At 73.7% G+C, this 14,308-nt stretch carries 13 protein-coding genes; 7 read left to right on the top strand and 6 right to left on the bottom strand.

The features are described 5' to 3' along the window. Positions 1 to 16: 16 nt before the first annotated feature. On the bottom strand, positions 17 to 1,570 hold the full coding sequence (locus ACGFSC_RS34805) for an MFS transporter (RefSeq protein ID WP_359908040.1): 1,554 nt from the start codon (positions 1,568 to 1,570) through the stop codon (positions 17 to 19). Between the two features lie 191 nt (positions 1,571 to 1,761). Between ACGFSC_RS34805 and ACGFSC_RS34800 the strand changes: the two genes are divergently transcribed. Continuing rightward, the gene (locus ACGFSC_RS34800) at positions 1,762 to 2,292 is read left to right on the top strand and encodes a MarR family winged helix-turn-helix transcriptional regulator (RefSeq protein WP_359908043.1); all 531 of its coding nucleotides are present in this window, start codon (positions 1,762 to 1,764) and stop codon (positions 2,290 to 2,292) included. A 43-nt stretch (positions 2,293 to 2,335) separates the two neighbouring features. Then, entirely contained in the window at positions 2,336 to 2,845 is a 510-nt protein-coding gene (locus ACGFSC_RS34795) for a GNAT family N-acetyltransferase (RefSeq protein ID WP_359908046.1), read from the top strand. 43 nt (positions 2,846 to 2,888) lie between these two features. On the opposite strand, the gene ACGFSC_RS34790 is transcribed toward ACGFSC_RS34795, so the two are convergent. After that, entirely contained in the window at positions 2,889 to 3,398 is a 510-nt protein-coding gene (locus ACGFSC_RS34790) for a methylated-DNA--[protein]-cysteine S-methyltransferase (RefSeq protein WP_359908049.1), read from the bottom strand. After that, positions 3,395 to 5,047 carry an AlkA N-terminal domain-containing protein gene (locus ACGFSC_RS34785; RefSeq protein WP_359908052.1) on the bottom strand — a complete coding sequence of 551 codons (1,653 nt, stop codon included), beginning with the start codon at positions 5,045 to 5,047 and terminating at the stop codon, positions 3,395 to 3,397. The genes ACGFSC_RS34790 and ACGFSC_RS34785 overlap by 4 nt, the downstream gene beginning before the upstream one ends. Before the next feature lie 216 nt (positions 5,048 to 5,263). Here ACGFSC_RS34785 and ACGFSC_RS34780 point away from each other — a divergent pair, with 216 nt between their 5' ends. Next, positions 5,264 to 5,722, top strand: a complete 459-nt coding sequence (locus ACGFSC_RS34780; protein ID WP_359908055.1) for an ASCH domain-containing protein — start codon at positions 5,264 to 5,266, stop codon at positions 5,720 to 5,722. A gap of 63 nt (positions 5,723 to 5,785) precedes the next feature. On the opposite strand, the gene rsgA is transcribed toward ACGFSC_RS34780, so the two are convergent. Together rsgA and ACGFSC_RS34770 are read right to left on the bottom strand one after the other, a co-directional pair. Then, a complete protein-coding gene (gene rsgA, locus ACGFSC_RS34775; RefSeq protein WP_359908058.1) occupies positions 5,786 to 6,931 on the bottom strand; it encodes a ribosome small subunit-dependent GTPase A in 1,146 nt (381 codons plus the stop codon). Positions 6,932 to 7,306: 375 nt separating this feature from the next. Continuing rightward, positions 7,307 to 8,446 carry a cytochrome c oxidase assembly protein gene (locus ACGFSC_RS34770; protein WP_359908060.1) on the bottom strand — a complete coding sequence of 380 codons (1,140 nt, stop codon included), beginning with the start codon at positions 8,444 to 8,446 and terminating at the stop codon, positions 7,307 to 7,309. A gap of 290 nt (positions 8,447 to 8,736) precedes the next feature. Here ACGFSC_RS34770 and ACGFSC_RS34765 point away from each other — a divergent pair, with 290 nt between their 5' ends. Continuing rightward, positions 8,737 to 10,311, top strand: coding sequence for an FtsW/RodA/SpoVE family cell cycle protein (locus ACGFSC_RS34765; protein ID WP_359908063.1), 1,575 nt, complete (start codon positions 8,737 to 8,739; stop codon positions 10,309 to 10,311). Between the two features lie 114 nt (positions 10,312 to 10,425). Here the strand turns inward: ACGFSC_RS34765 and ACGFSC_RS34760 are convergent, their stop codons facing one another. Then, positions 10,426 to 11,856 carry a YihY/virulence factor BrkB family protein gene (locus ACGFSC_RS34760; protein WP_359908066.1) on the bottom strand — a complete coding sequence of 477 codons (1,431 nt, stop codon included), beginning with the start codon at positions 11,854 to 11,856 and terminating at the stop codon, positions 10,426 to 10,428. A gap of 178 nt (positions 11,857 to 12,034) precedes the next feature. On the opposite strand from ACGFSC_RS34760, the gene ACGFSC_RS34755 reads away from it, so the two are divergent. From ACGFSC_RS34755 to ACGFSC_RS34745, 3 genes are all read left to right on the top strand, one after another. Then, the gene (locus tag ACGFSC_RS34755; protein ID WP_318264789.1) at positions 12,035 to 12,118 is read left to right on the top strand and encodes a putative leader peptide; all 84 of its coding nucleotides are present in this window, start codon (positions 12,035 to 12,037) and stop codon (positions 12,116 to 12,118) included. Between the two features lie 198 nt (positions 12,119 to 12,316). Next, positions 12,317 to 14,041 carry a nitrite/sulfite reductase gene (locus tag ACGFSC_RS34750; RefSeq protein WP_359908069.1) on the top strand — a complete coding sequence of 575 codons (1,725 nt, stop codon included), beginning with the start codon at positions 12,317 to 12,319 and terminating at the stop codon, positions 14,039 to 14,041. Then, a complete protein-coding gene (locus ACGFSC_RS34745) occupies positions 14,038 to 14,220 on the top strand; it encodes a hypothetical protein (RefSeq protein WP_359908072.1) in 183 nt (60 codons plus the stop codon). The genes ACGFSC_RS34750 and ACGFSC_RS34745 overlap by 4 nt, the downstream gene beginning before the upstream one ends. Positions 14,221 to 14,308: the final 88 nt, after the last annotated feature.

The following is a 14,308-nucleotide window of genomic DNA, read 5'->3' as shown; positions in this document are numbered from 1 at the left end:
CGGGGCCCCGCGCTCCTCAGGCCCGGACGGGCCGGGCGAGCAGCGCCGCCGCCGCGGCGACGGCGGCGAGCACGAGCAGTACCGTCCGCCCACCGGACTCGGCGCCCGCCAGGTGGACACCGAGGACGGACAGCGCCATGCCGAGCGCCGTGCCGAGACTGCGGGCCATGTTCACCATGCCGCCGCCGACCGCCGAGCACTGCGCCGGGATCGCCCGCATCACCAGCGCGTTGTTGGCGGGCAGCAGCAGACCCAGCCCGTAACCGGCGATCAGCAGCGGGGCCGCCGCCGCGTCCGAGGCCGGCAGCAGGGCGAACAGCAGCAGCCCGCCGGCCGCGAGCAGCGCACCCCGGCGGCACCTGGTCACGTCCGACCAGCCCCGGGGCAGCAGCCCGCCGCCGACCGTCGCGGCGAAGGCGAACCCGGCGGGCAGCAGGGTGATCACCAGGCCCGCGTGGGCCGTCGACACCCCGGCACCGGTGAGCAGCACCGGGCCCAGCACCAGCGGGCAGAACAGCAGCAGATAGCCGATCAGCCCCACCACCAGGCCGGAGCGCACGCCCGGGGTGTTGACCAGCCCGGGCGCCAGGATCGGCCGGGCGGCCCGCCGTTCCTGGCGCACCAGTGCCAGGGTCAGGGCGGCGGAGGCGGGCAGCAGGGCGGCCACCGCCCAGCCGGGCAGCGGCAGGCCGGAGGCGGTGGACAGGGCGAGCAGCAGCGAGGTGGTCGCCCCGGTGAGCAGCAGCAGGCCGGGCAGGTCGAAGCGGGCGGCGGCGCCGGTCGCGGTCCGGCGGGTCGCGGTCCGGCCGGTCGCGGTCCGGCGGGCTTCGTTGCGGTGGGCATCGTTGCGGTGGGCAACGTTTCGACGGCCTCCGGCGCGGTGGGCTTCCCCGCCGGGGGAGTTCGCAGGGCGGGGGCCCGGTACGGCCGCGGGGGCGCCCGCCGCCCGGGTGCGGGGCAGCAGGAACCAGCCGGCCAGGATGCCGAACGCCGCGATCGGCACATTGACCCAGAACACCCAGCGCCACGAGGCGTGTTCGACCAGCAGCCCGCCGAGGCTGGGCCCGAGCGCCAGGCCGAGGCCCTGGGCGGAGGCCTGGATGCCGAGCGCGCGCCGCATCGCGTGCTCGGGGACGCCCCGCGCGACCAGGGCGACGCTGTTGGCCTGCATCATCGCGGCGCCCACCGCCTGGACGGCGCGGCAGCCGACCAGGGCCCAGAGGCCGCCGGCGAATCCGGCACCGAGCGAGGAGAGGCCGAAGACCGCGAAGCCGCCGATGTACATCGTCTTGCGGCCGACCAGGTCCGACAGCCAGCCGATCGGGGCCAGCAGGGCGACCAGGACCAGCAGGTAGGCGAGGGCGACCCACTCGACGGCGGCGAAGCCCGCGTCGAAGTCGCGGCCGATGGCGGGGAAGACCAGGGCGATGACACTGGCGTCCAGCTGACCGAGGAAGGCGCCGAGACAGACCGTGCCGACGGCGAGCCAGTGGGCGTGGCGCCAGCCGGCTATGCCGCGCGGCCGGGGCCGCTCGGTGAGCAGCCGCGAGGCAAGGGCGGTGGCGTTCATGGGTACGAATATATCGGATACAGATATGTTCTCTCTACGAGCAGCTCGTTCTACGACAGGATGTGTCCCACGATACGAACGGTGCCGGACGGACGCCCGCGGCGAGGCCTGCGACAGAGCCGCAACACGGCACGGCCCCGGGCCCCGACCGGCCGCCGAACCGCCCCGTACCAGGCGATACGCTGTCCGCCATGCCGTCGTCACCACACGTTCCCGACCCCGCCACCGCAAGCCCCGACCCGGCGGTCGAGCACGCCCGGCAGCTGACCGACACCGTCACCCGGCTGCGCCGCGCGCTGCGCAGCAGCATCCGCACCGACTACCCGTGGGAGTCCCTGCCGATGGCGCAGGTCGAACTCCTCCAGACACTGGCCGCCGCGCCACTGCGGGTCGGCGAGCTGGCCGCACGGCAGCGGCTCGCGCCCAACACCGTCAGCGGACTGGTCGGGAAGCTGCTCGACGCCGGCTTCGTGGACCGCCAGGCCGACCCCGGCGACCGCCGCACCGCCCGGATCGCCCTCACCCCGGCGGGCCGGCGCCAGCTGGACGACTGGCAGCACGCCCACGAACGCCGCATCGCCACCGCACTCGGCACCCTCGACCCGGCCGACCGCGCGGCGGTCGTCAACGCCCTGCCGGGCCTGGAACAGCTCGCCCGCGCCCTCGCACAGCCGGGCACCGGGCCCGAGCCGGCACCCGCCCAGGAGCCCGCGGCCGGGTGAAAACCACTGGCCGCCGCGTTCGCCCGCCGCTACCGTCCCCGGCATGACCAGCACAGCGGTACGGATCGAGCCCTGGACGGACGACGACCTCGCGCTGCTGCGCCGGGTCAACACGCCGGAGATGAAGAAGCACGTCGGCGGGCCGGAGAGCGCCGAGCAGCTGCTCGTACGGCACCGCCGCTACCTGGACTTCGTCCCGTCCGGGCTCGGCTGCATGTACCGGATCGTGCTGCTGCCCGAGGGCGAGGCCGTCGGGACGGTCGGCTACGGCACCCGGACGTGGGAGGGCCGGACCGTCCACGAGATGGGATGGAACGTGCTGCCCGGCTTCCAGGGGCGGGGCATCGCGGTCGCCGCGACCCGCGCGGCGGTCGAGGCCGCCCGCCGCGAGGCCGCCCACCCCCACCTGCACGCCTTCCCCTCGGTGGACAACCCCGCCTCCAACGCGGTCTGCGCGAAGGCCGGCTTCACACTGCTCGGCGAGACGGACTTCGAGTTCCCGCCCGGACGGCCCATGCGCAGCAACAACTGGCGGGTGGAACTGCGGAGTTGAGGGTTCGACCACGGATGCTCGGACGTTCGCGGCGCCCCGGCGGTCAGAACAGGGTGCCGCTCTCCAGGTCCAGCAGCCAGCGCTTGCGGTCCACGCCGGCGGCGAAGCCGGTGAGCGCGCCGCCGGCGCCGAGCACCCGGTGGCAGGGGCGGACGATCAGCAGCGGGTTGGCGCCCACCGCGCCGCCGACCGCCCGGACCATGCGCGGCTCCTGCCCGGCCAGCTCGGCGAGTTCGCCGTACGTGACGGTCTTGCCGTACGGGATCTCGTCCAGTGCCGCCCAGATCCTGCGGCGGAACTCGGTGCCCTCGGGCGCGAGCGGGAGGTCGAAGCCGGTGCGCTTGCCGGCGAAGTAGTCGGTCAGCTGGGCCACCGGCTCGGCGAGCGCCTCCGGGTCGAGGACCCAGTCGTCGGCGGGCTCGGCCAGGGCGTACTTCTGGCCGGGCACGGTGACCGTGGCCAGCGCGGCCGGTCCGCCCTCCTCGGGCAGCACGCCGCTGAGCAGCAGCCGGCCGAAGGGGCTCTCCATGGTGGTGTAGACGGTGGTGCTCATGCTCGTCCGTTCTCCGTTCCGGTACTGGTGTCAGTGGTGTCACTGGTGTTGCTTGTGCTGATGCCGGTGTTCGTGGGACTGGTACTCACGGAGCCGGTACTCACTGGGCCGGTGCTCACGGGGCCGGCCCACAGCCGGTGGACGGCGTAGGAGCGCCACGGGGCCCAGGCCTCGGCGGCTCGGTCGGCGGACTTCGGGTCCCCCGCGGCGCCGAGCCGGAGCAGGCCGTGCTTGACGCCCACGTCGCTCGGGAGGAAGACGTCGGGGTCGGCCATCGCCCGCATCCGCAGGTAGCCGACCGTCCAGGGGCCGATGCCGGGCAGGTCCAGCAGGCCGGCCGCGGCCTCCTCCCGGTCGACCCCGCTGTCGAGCCGGACCACGCCCTCGGCCAGCGCGGCACACAGGCCGGTGAGCGCACGGCGGCGGGCGACGGGCATCGCGAAGTCCTCCGGATCGGCGGTGGCCAGGGCGGCCGCGGTCGGGAAGAGCAGCCGCAGGCCGCCGCTGGGCTCGGGCAGCGCGGTGCCGTACTTCTCGGCGAGCCGTCCCGCCAGGGTACGGGCGGCGACGACGCTGATCTGCTGGCCGAGGACGGCGCGGACGGCGAGCTCGTGCGGGTCCACGTGGCCGGGCGAGCGCAGGCCGGGGCGCTCGCGGACCAGCGGGCCGAGCAGCGGGTCGGCGCCGAGCTGCTCGTCGACCGCGAGCGGGTCGGCGTCCAGGTCGAAGAGGTTGCGCAGGCGCTGGACGGCGGTCGGCAGGTCGCGCAGGTCGGCGAGCAGCAGCCGGCAGTCGAGCCAGCCGCGGGTGGGCGGCTCGCCCGGCGCCAGACCGTCGACCTCGGCGATGCCGTGGCCGTACGGGAGCGCGAGCGTACGACGGTACACGCGCACACCGGGCCGCGCGCCGGGGACGACCTCCTCCACCCCGGGGACGGCACGCAGGGCGAGGAAGTCGATCAGGTGCTCGCTGTCGAGCGCGCCGCGGTAGGCGAGGCGCAGGGTGAGGCCGCCGGCCGGGGTCGCGCTGCGGCGGCCGGCGGCGACCTCGGCGCGCAGACCACTGGGAGTGCGGTCGTAGACCTCGCGCACGGTGTCGTTGAACTGGCGGACGGAGGCGAAGCCGGCCGCGAACGCGACGTCGGTGACGGGCAGTTCGGTGGTCTGGAGGAGCAGGCGGGCGGTCTGCGCGCGGCGGGCGCGGGCCAGCGCGATCGGGCCGGCGCCGAGCTCGGCGATCAGCTGGCGCTGCAGCTGGCGGGCGCTGTAGCCGAGGCGGCCGGCCAGGCCGGCGACGCCCTCGCGGTCCACCACGCCGTCACCGATCAGGCGCATCGCGCGGCCGACCAGGTCGGCTCGGTGGTTCCACTCGGGCGAGCCCGGCACGGAGTCGGGGCGGCAGCGGCGGCAGGCGCGGAAGCCGGCCCCCTGGGCCGCTGCGGCGCTGGGGTAGAAGACGCAGTTGACGCGCTTGGGGGTCACGGCGGGGCAGCTCGGACGGCAGTAGATGCCGGTGGAGGTGACCGCCGTGAAGAAGACCCCGTCGAAGCGGGAGTCGCGGCTGTCCACGGCTCGGTACCGGATGTCGTCGTCGATCACGCTGTCCAGTTTGCGGCACTGGGCGGGGGGTGACTGGCGGGAATCGGACATCGCCGTTGATCGCTGCTTCGGGGTCCTCCCCTCCCCCCTCCCCCTCCCCACCCACCCGCCACCCGCCACACCGTGAGCCCACGACCCTCGGCCCATGGCCCATGGCCCATGGCCGATGGCCGATGGCCCACGGCCCATACCCCGCAGGCCCGCCGCACCGGCCCGAGGCCCCGAAATTCGCGAGCCCGCCGAGCGCCCCGCCGTTACTCTCACGGCATGAGTGACCAGCAGCCCTACACCGGCCCGGACGACCCGCGCGTCGTCGCCCTGCCTCCGGCAGAGTTCGCGTTCCCCGGCCCTCTGCGGGACCAGCTGGTCGCCGCGATCCTCGACGGTGCCAAGACCAGCACCACCGGCCTGATCGCCGACTACGAGCACGAGGGCGAGCCCCTGCCGCTGGCCGGTGAGCGCTCCGCCGTCCTCGACTCGGACGGCCGCAGGGTCGCCGTGATCGAGACCACGGACGTCCGGGTGGTCCCGCTCGCGGAGGTCGACCTCCAGCACGCCCTGGACGAGGGCGAGGGGTGCACCAGCGTGGCCGAGTGGCGTGCGGTGCACGAGCGGTTCTGGCGCAGCCCGGAGATGCTCGACGCCCTCGATGACCCGGGTTTCACCGTGGACGACACCACTCCGGTGGTCCTGCAGCGCTTCCGCGTGGTGGCGGACCTCCGCTGAGCCGGGCGGGCCCGGCGGGGACCGGCCGACGGCCGTTGCGCGGCGGCCGGCCGGTGCCCGGGCTCAGCGCTTCACCGGACCTCCCACGGCTCGCATCGACTTGGTGATCGTCTTCCACTTCTTCAGCCGCGCCTTGGCCACCCGGGCGTCCGTGCGCGAGGCGATCCAGTCGTTCTCGCGCTGGAGCTTGAGGTAGCTGTCCATGCGGCGCTGCGGCAGGGTGCCGTCGGCCAGTGCCGCCTGCACCGCGCAGCCGGGCTCGGTGTGGTGGCCGCAGTCCTGGAAGCGGCACTCCTCGGCCAGCTCGGCTATGTCGGCGAAGGCCAGGTCCACGCCCTCGCCTCCGTAGAGGCCGACCTCGCGCAGCCCGGGGGTGTCGATGAGCACGCCCCCGCCGGGCAGCGGGATCAGTTCTCGGGTGGTCGTGGTGTGGCGGCCCTTCTGGTCGACCTCGCGGGCCTCCTGGACGGTCATCACCGCGGAGCCGGCCAGCGCGTTGGTGAGCGTGGACTTGCCGACGCCGGACTGGCCGATCACCGCGGTGGTGCCGGGGGTGCAGGCGCGGAGCACGTCCATGCCCTCGCCGGTGTCGGCGCTCACCACGAGCACCGTGACTCCGGGGGCGACCGCCTCGACGTCGGACCGGATGAAGTCGGCGTCGTCGACGAGGTCGGCCTTGGTGAGGACGACCAGCGGGTCGGCGCCGGACTCCCAGGCCAGGGCGAGGAAGCGCTCGATCCGTCCGAGGTCGGGGTCGGTCGCGAGCGAGGAGGCGATCAGCACGGTGTCGACGTTGGCGGCCAGCACCTGGCCGTCGGAGCGCTTGCCGGCCACCTTGCGGATGATCGCGGTGGAGCGCGGCAGCAGCGCGGCGACGGAGGCCATGGGCCGGGCGTACAGGTCGACCGCCGCCCAGTCGCCCGTGCAGGGGCAGTTGATCATGTCGGCGTCGCCCACCGGCCGGGTGTCGAACCGGACGGTGCGCGGCTCGCCCGTCTCCGGGTCGGCGATGACGGCGTCGCACTGGCCGCGGTCGACCCGGACGATCCGGGCCGGGAGCAGCCCGGCCTCGCCGAACGGGGTGAACAGCTCCGCGAGCTCGGCCGTCCAGCCGTAGCCGGTCAGGGCGGAGGCGTCGGCGGAAGTCGAAGAGGAGGAAGAAGCAGAAGAGGGAGAAGAGAACGACGAAACGGAGGCAGCGTTGAACAACGCAGTGGCCCTTCGGGAGGAGATGATCCCGGCGGGCTACGGCTGGCGCGAAGGGCTCAGCCGGCGGCCGGGGAAAGGAGGTGAACGCGAGTGCTGCCCTGGGCAGCTATCGGGGCGACAACGACCACGGGGTTCACCTCCTGCTCTCTACTCCTCGGGCGGCCCAATGGCCCCCGAACCGGATGTGTCACACGCTAGCGGGGCGGGGGATTGTGGCCAACCTATTTTTGACCTGCGGAAACGCGAGGCAGCGGTCGCCAGAGCGGCCTCTGGGGACCAAAATTGGCCCGCCATAAGGGGTCAGATAGCGCCCCGCACCGCCGTCCGCCGCCACGCGCATCCGCCGCAGCTCGACCGCCCCCGCCGGGACCCGCGCTACGCCCCGTACCGGTGCTTGAGGTTCGGGTCGTCCAGCCACCACGGCCGCATCCCGGTCTCCTCCTCCTCCGGCCCTCCCACCGCCCGCGCCCGCGCGGCGGCCGCCGCGAAGCGGGCGTCCAGCTCGGCGTCCACCGCCTCGGTCTCCTCCCGCCCCTGCACCACCATCCGCCGCACCAGCGCGGCCAGGAACGGCAGCCCGACCAGGTCCCCCAGCACCCAGAACGCGTTGCCGCCCCAGGACTGGTCCTGCGCCGGGCTCGGGCCCCACGGCCGCCCGAGCGCCAGGTAGTAGTGCTCGGCGACCAGGTGCCCGCCGTAGATCAGCACGATCCCGAGCCCCGCGTCGAAGATCACCTCGGCGAAGGTGATGAACAGCCCGACCAGGTGGGGGTACTCGTGCCCGACCGGGTCGAGTTGCAGGCGCGGCCAGAAGTAGGCGAGGCCCAGCAGCACCAGTGCCAGGTGCAGCACCACGTTCCCGATCCCGCTGGACACCGACCACTCGTACCAGGGCGTGAAGTAGAGCAGCCACGGCGGCGCCATCAGCAGCGCGGTGGAGACCGCCGGGAACATCAGCACCTTGGACGGGCGGCTGCGCAGCGCCCGCAGGACGCGTTCCCGCCGGGCCGCCGGCGCCGTCTCGACCAACAGGGAGACCGGTGCGCCGAGCGCGAGCAGCAGCGGAACGACCATCAGCAGCAGCACGACCTGCACGGCCCGGTCGGTGAAGAGGATCCGGTCGTACACACCGAGGCCGGAGCAGGTGCACCAGACCCACAGCAGCAGCCCGCCGAGGAACGCGGCGGTACGGGTGGGCTTCCAGCGCCCGCCGCCGTGCCCGGCCGCACACCACCCGCCGCCGGACCCCGCAGCCGCCCGGTCCCCCACCGCGCGTTCACCCACCGCCCGGTCACCCACCGCCCGGTTGACCCTGCGCACCGCCGCCAGGTACCAGACAGCGAGCAGCACCGACAGCACGAGCACCAGCGGCTCGGCCGTCCAGGAGGTCGCCAGGTCGGACCACCGCCACGGCGGCGGACCGCTGTAGGCGAGCACCGAGGCGGGACCACCGGTCGGCCCGCCCACCGACCCAACCGCCGGCCCGACCGCCGCGCCGCCCACCACTGCGTTCATCCGCCCGCTCACCTCGCTCGTCCCGGCGGTCCCCGGCCGGTCGGGCACCCCGCCGCCGGGGCTCCCCCGGCGCCCGGCCATGATGTCCCCGCGCGACGGCCCCGCCGCACCCGGGGCCCGCCTCTATACCCGGGCCTGAACAAAGCTTTACCGAGCCCCAACAAAGCTTTGCCCGGGCAAAGTTCTGCCCTGTTCCCGCTCCCTCCGGCAACCGCGGCGAAGACACAAACGTCTGGCAGGATGCGCCGTCGGCGAGACCCGCCACGTGCTCGACAAGGGGATGACAAGAGGTGCGAACCACTGCACGCGGCGACGGCCGCCGACTCGCGGCGCGCCACCGCAACATCGAACTGGGCCTGCTGGCCCTCGCGGTGGCCGTCTGCCTGGCGGGACACGTCGACGCGAACCTGGCGCTCACCGGCCGGATGCCGCCCGGGCTGCTGGTGCACGGCCTGTCGCTGGGCGCGCTGGCCGGGACGGCCCACCTGGCGGTGCGCCGGTTCGCCCCGTTCGCCGATCCGCTGATCCTGCCGCTGGGCGTCTTCCTGACCGGCTTCGGGCTGGTGCTGCTGGACCGGCTGGACTTCAGCTACAAGGCCGCGCACGCCGCCAAGGGCGACTACCAGAAGCTCCCGGCCGCGCCCTCCCAGCTGATGTGGGTGTTCATCTCGGTGGCGGTGGCGCTCGCGCTGATCGTCCTCGTCAAGCACCACCGCTTCTTCCAGCGCTACGTCTACCTGCTGATGGCGGGTGCGCTGATCCTGCTGGCGGCGCCGGTGTTCTCCCCCGGCGACAGCTTCGGCGCCAAGCGCTGGATCCGGCTGTTCGGGCTCTCCTTCGAGCCGGACGAGTTCGTGAAGGTCGCGATCACGATCTTCTTCGCGGGGTACCTGATGGCCGCCCGGGACGCGCTGGCGCTGGCCGGGCGGAAGGTCTGGGGGCTGACCCTGCCGCGCGGACGGCACGCCGGCCCGGTGCTGGCGATCTGGGTGGTCAGCCTGCTGGTGCTGATCTTCGAACGCGACCTGGGCACCTCGCTGATCTTCTTCGGCATCTTCATCGTGATGCTGTACGTGGCGACCGAGCGCACCAGCTGGGTGGTGCTCGGCCTGCTGATGGCGGTCGGCGGCGCGGCGGTGGTCGGGACCGTGGAACCGCACGTGCACGGCCGCGTCGAGGCCTGGCTGCACCCGCTCGACTACTACAAGCCGGTGCACGACAAGGCGATCTCCGAGCAGCCCGCCGAGGCGCTGTTCAGCCTGGGCACCGGGGGCATGACCGGGACCGGCCTGGGCTCGGGACGGCCCTGGCTGATCGGCTTCGCCGGGCGCAGCGACTTCATCTTCACCACCATCGGCGAGGAGCTGGGCCTGGCCGGGGCGACCGCGATCCTGCTGGTCTACGTGCTGTTGATCCAGCGCGGTCTGCGCACCGCGATCGGCCTGACCGACCCGTTCGGCAAGCTGCTGGCCACCGGTCTGTCGGCGGCGCTGGCGCTCCAGGTGTTCGTGGTGGTCGGCGGGGTGAGCGGGCTGGTCCCGCTGACCGGCAAGGCCCTGCCGTTCCTGGCCGCCGGCGGTTCGTCGCTGCTGGCGAACTGGCTGATGGTGGCGCTGCTGATCAAGCTGAGCGACTCCTCCGGACGTACCGCCCTGGACCCGCCCCGGCCCTCCCCCGAGCCGCTCCCGGCCCCGGCCCCGGCCCCCACAAACCCGAACCGGACGCACCCGGACCCGACGCACCAGAACCCGTCGGCCCCGGACCCGTCGGCCCCGTCCCCCACTGCCCCCGGCACGGCCGACCCCTCCGCCGTGACCGAGCTGCGCCCCGCCCACGGCCACCCGCCGCACCGGGCCGCCACCTGACCCCTCGTCCGCCGGCCCCGCCCGCCCCACGCCCGTCCGTCCGCCCGCCAGAGCGACAGGGCCTCCCCCGCACCCACGGGAGAGGCCCTGTCCGTTCCTGCCGTTTCGTTCCGCCTACCGCTGGTCCCACGGCGGCCGGGGCGGTCGCGGCGGGTACCCCGGCTGCTGCTGCCCGGGCGGCCCCTGCGGCGGCCCCGAACCGGGCCCGGACACAGGCCCGGAAGCAGGCCCCGACACGGGCCCGGAAGCAGGTCCCGGCTGCTGCCCCGACTGCGGCCCCGGCGGAGTTCCCGGCCCGCCCCCCTGTGTCGGCCCGGCCGGCCGGTCGCTGTCCGGCGGCGGCGGTCCGGGCCGGTGGTGCGGCCCGCCGCGGGCGGTGAGCCGGCCGCGCACGTTGTCGGCGGCCAGCACGTCGGCCCACCGCTCCGGGTACTCGGAGGGCACCTCGACGTCCTCGCCCTCGTCCTCGCCCCACTCCTCCTCGACGCCCTCGGCGAGCCCGAGCTCGCGGGCCCGCCGGGCCCGTTCGACGGCCCGCCGGGCGGCGACCTCGCGGACCACGGCGGCGGCCGCCTCCTCGTGGGCGCGCTCGTTCTCGGCGCGCGCGTCGGCGGTCTCCAGGGTGGGCCAGCGGCGGTCTATCGCGGCGTTCATCGCGGCGCCGATGAGCACCGCGAGCGCCACCACGAAGATCCACAGCAGCACGGCCACCGGCGCCGCCAGCGAGCCGTACACCGAGGGGCCCTCTACCGAGCTGACCAGGTAGACCCGCAGGCCGACGCTGCAGAAGACCAGCACCACCAGGGCGACCAGGGCGCCGGGGATGTCCTCGCGCCACGGGGTCGAGACCGGGACGGCCAGGTGGTAGAGGGTGGTCAGCGAGACGGTCAGCAGCACGATCGCGACCGGCCAGTAGAGGGCGCCGACCAGCCCGGACACCCCGGGCACCGCGTTCTCCAGCAGCCCCGGACCGACCATCAGCAGCGGCAGCACCAGCGAGCCGATCACCAGGGCGCCGAAGTAGAGGCTGAGCGACATCAGCCGGGTCTTGACGATGCCCCGCTTGCCGTCGAGCCCGTACATGACGGTGATGGTGTCGATGAAGATGTACAGGGCCCTGGAGCCGGACCACAGGGACAGCAGGAAGCCGATCGAGACGAGGTCGGGCCGGGTGCGGTCGAACACCCCGTCCAGCAGCGGGACCACGACCTCGTTGACGGAGGAGTCCGACAGCACCGTCCCGGAGGCCGAGAGGATGCTCTTCTTGAGCCCGGCGATGGTGCCCGCGCCGACGAACTCGTCGAGGTAGCCGAGGGTGCCGGCCAGCCCGAGCAGCAGCGGCGGGATCGACAGCAGGGTGAAGAAGGCCGCCTCCGCGGCGAGCCCGGTGACCCGGTACTCGACGCAGGTGTTGGTGGTGTCCCTGACCAGCTCCCACGCCGTGCGGCGCCAGGTGGCCTGTTTCGCCGCCCGCCGCGCGCCCTTGCCCCTTCGCCGGGAGGGCCGCTCGGCGTTCGGTCTGCTCGTATCGCCTGCTGCTTGCACAGGGCCCACCGTATCGGGCCGGGGCCGCGCGGTTGATCTCCCCGGGGGTACGGGCGCGTGGCCGGGCGCCCCGGCGGGGAGCGGCGGGAACGTCCGGATGTCTCGCCTGACGAAACCTCAGCGTCCAGCATCCGGATGTTAGTGGACCGCGAGTCCCGCGCCGTGCGAATCTCTTGCCATGTCTAGCGCCGGAACCACCCTGGTAGGTCGACTCCACGTCGACCTCCTTCGCGTGTCCAGCGCCATCTGTCCGGTGACCTGAGCCCGACTCCGCCGCACCACCGCACCCGGCGCCGACCTCCCCCGCCATCCCCGTCGCAGCGGATGCGCAGGCGCCCGCCCGGTCCCGGTCACTGCCCTCAAGGCCTTGAGAAATCCGCAGGTCAGAGCGGCACCGCACGGCCGAGCACGCCCCGCGACCTATTCGGCGCCAGCGCCACCTGCCCCGAAGGACTTCACCATGGCCACCTCCTCCGAGACCGTCGAGCCCACGGCCGACCTCGCCGCCGAGCGCCGCCCCGCAGCGGCCCGCAAGGCGACCCGCCACCGCGGCGAGGGCCAGTGGGGCATGGGCCACTACACCCCTCTGAACGCCAACGAGCAGTTCAAGAAGGACGACGACGGTCTCAATGTGCGGACACGTATTGAGACGATCTACGCGCACCGGGGCTTCGACTCGATCGACCCGGCCGACCTGCGCGGCCGGATGCGCTGGTGGGGGCTCTACACCCAGCGCAAGGAGGGCATCGACGGCGGCAAGACCGCGATCCTGGACCCGCACGAGCTGGACGCCGAGTTCTTCATGCTCCGCGTGCGCATCGACGGCGGCCGACTGACCGTCCCCCAGCTGCGGGCGATCGCCGAGGTCTCCGAGCAGTACGCCTGCGGCACCGCCGACCTGACCGACCGCCAGAACATCCAGTACCACTGGATCCGGATCGAGGACGTCCCGGCGATCTGGCAGAAGCTGGAGGCCGTCGGCCTGTCCACCACCGAGGCCTGCGGCGACACCCCGCGCGTCATCCTCGGTTCCCCGGTGGCCGGCATCGCCGAGGACGAGATCATCGACGGCACGCCCGCCATCGAGGAGATCCAGCGCCGCTTCATCGGCAACCCGGACTTCTCCAACCTCCCGCGCAAGTTCAAGAGCGCGGTCTCCGGCTCCCCGCTGCTCGACGTCGCGCACGAGATCAACGACGTCTCCTTCGTCGGCGTGGTCCACCCCGAGCACGGCCCCGGCTTCGACCTCTGGGTCGGCGGCGGCCTGTCCACCAACCCCAAGCTGGGTGTGCGGCTGGGCGCGTGGGTCCCGCTGGAGGAGGTCGCCGACGTCTACGGCGGCGTCATCGGCATCTTCCGCGACTACGGCTACCGGCGCCTGCGCAACCGCGCCCGGCTGAAGTTCCTGGTCGCCGACTGGGGCGTGGAGAAGTTCCGCCGGGTCCTGGAGGACGAGTACCTCGAGCGCCCGCTGCTCGACGGCCCCGCCCCGGCCGAGCCCGCCGCCCGCTGGCGCGACCACGTCGGCGTCCACCGGCAGCAGGACGGGAAGTTCTACATCGGCTTCGCGCCGCGCGTCGGCCGGGTCGACGGCAAGCTGCTCGGCCGGATCGCCGACCTCGCCGCCGCCCACGGCAGCGACCGGGTGCGCACCACCGCCGAGCAGAAGATGATCGTCCTCGACATCGCCGAGGAGCACGTCGACTCCGTGGTGGCCGGCCTGGAGGCGCTCGACCTTCGGGTCACCCCCTCGCCGTTCCGCCGCGGCACCATGGCCTGCACCGGCATCGAGTACTGCAAGCTCGCCATCGTCGAGACCAAGGAGCGCGGCCGCACCCTCATCGACGAGCTGGAGCAGCGCCTGCCGGACTTCGCCGAGCCGCTGACCATCAACATCAACGGCTGCCCGAACGCCTGCGCCCGCATCCAGGTCGCCGACATCGGACTCAAGGGCCAGCTGGTCACCGACGAGCACGGCGAGCAGGTCGAGGGCTACCAGGTGCACCTCGGCGGCGCGCTCGGCCTGGAGGCCGGCTTCGGCCGCAAGGTCCGCGGCCTCAAGGTCACCAGCGCGGGCCTGCCCGACTACGTCGAGCGCGTGCTGACCCGCTACCAGGCCGACCGCACCGAGGGCGAGCGCTTCGCCCAGTGGGCGGCCCGGGCGACCGAGGACCAGCTGTCGTGAGCGAGCGAGCGGCCCCTTTCTTCTGCCCCTACTGCGGGGACGAGGACCTGCGCCCCTCCGAGGCCGGGCACGGTGCCTGGGAGTGCCACGGATGCCGCCGCGCCTTCCAGCTGAAGTTCCTCGGCCTGCTGTCACCGACCAACCACGGGGGTACGTCACATGAGCAGCACAACGACTGACTACGCGTCGTTGGCGGAGAGAGCAGGCCGTGAGTTGGAGGAGGCCTCCGCGCAGGAGGTCCTCGCCTGGGCGGCCGAGACCTTCGGC

Source organism: Kitasatospora sp. NPDC048715 (assembly GCF_043198905.1).
In the GTDB taxonomy this organism is placed as follows: Bacteria; Actinomycetota; Actinomycetes; order Streptomycetales; family Streptomycetaceae; genus Kitasatospora; species Kitasatospora lactacystinica.
This window is presented reverse-complemented; position numbering and strand designations above follow the sequence as displayed.

Bases quoted from the DNA above. Each gene is read 5' to 3' on its own strand.
- ACGFSC_RS34755 (WP_318264789.1), top strand. From the start codon at position 12,035: ATGTCTAGCGCCGGAACCACCCTGGTAGGTCGACTCCACGTCGACCTC.
- ACGFSC_RS34785 (WP_359908052.1), bottom strand. From the start codon at position 5,047: ATGTCCGATTCCCGCCAGTCACCCCCCGCCCAGTGCCGCAAACTGGAC.
- ACGFSC_RS34790 (WP_359908049.1), bottom strand. From the start codon at position 3,398: ATGAGCACCACCGTCTACACCACCATGGAGAGCCCCTTCGGCCGGCTG.
- ACGFSC_RS34780 (WP_359908055.1), top strand. From the start codon at position 5,264: ATGAGTGACCAGCAGCCCTACACCGGCCCGGACGACCCGCGCGTCGTC.
- ACGFSC_RS34800 (WP_359908043.1), top strand. From the start codon at position 1,762: ATGCCGTCGTCACCACACGTTCCCGACCCCGCCACCGCAAGCCCCGAC.
- ACGFSC_RS34750 (WP_359908069.1), top strand. From the start codon at position 12,317: ATGGCCACCTCCTCCGAGACCGTCGAGCCCACGGCCGACCTCGCCGCC.
- ACGFSC_RS34770 (WP_359908060.1), bottom strand. From the start codon at position 8,446: ATGAACGCAGTGGTGGGCGGCGCGGCGGTCGGGCCGGCGGTTGGGTCG.
- ACGFSC_RS34795 (WP_359908046.1), top strand. From the start codon at position 2,336: ATGACCAGCACAGCGGTACGGATCGAGCCCTGGACGGACGACGACCTC.
- ACGFSC_RS34805 (WP_359908040.1), bottom strand. From the start codon at position 1,570: ATGAACGCCACCGCCCTTGCCTCGCGGCTGCTCACCGAGCGGCCCCGG.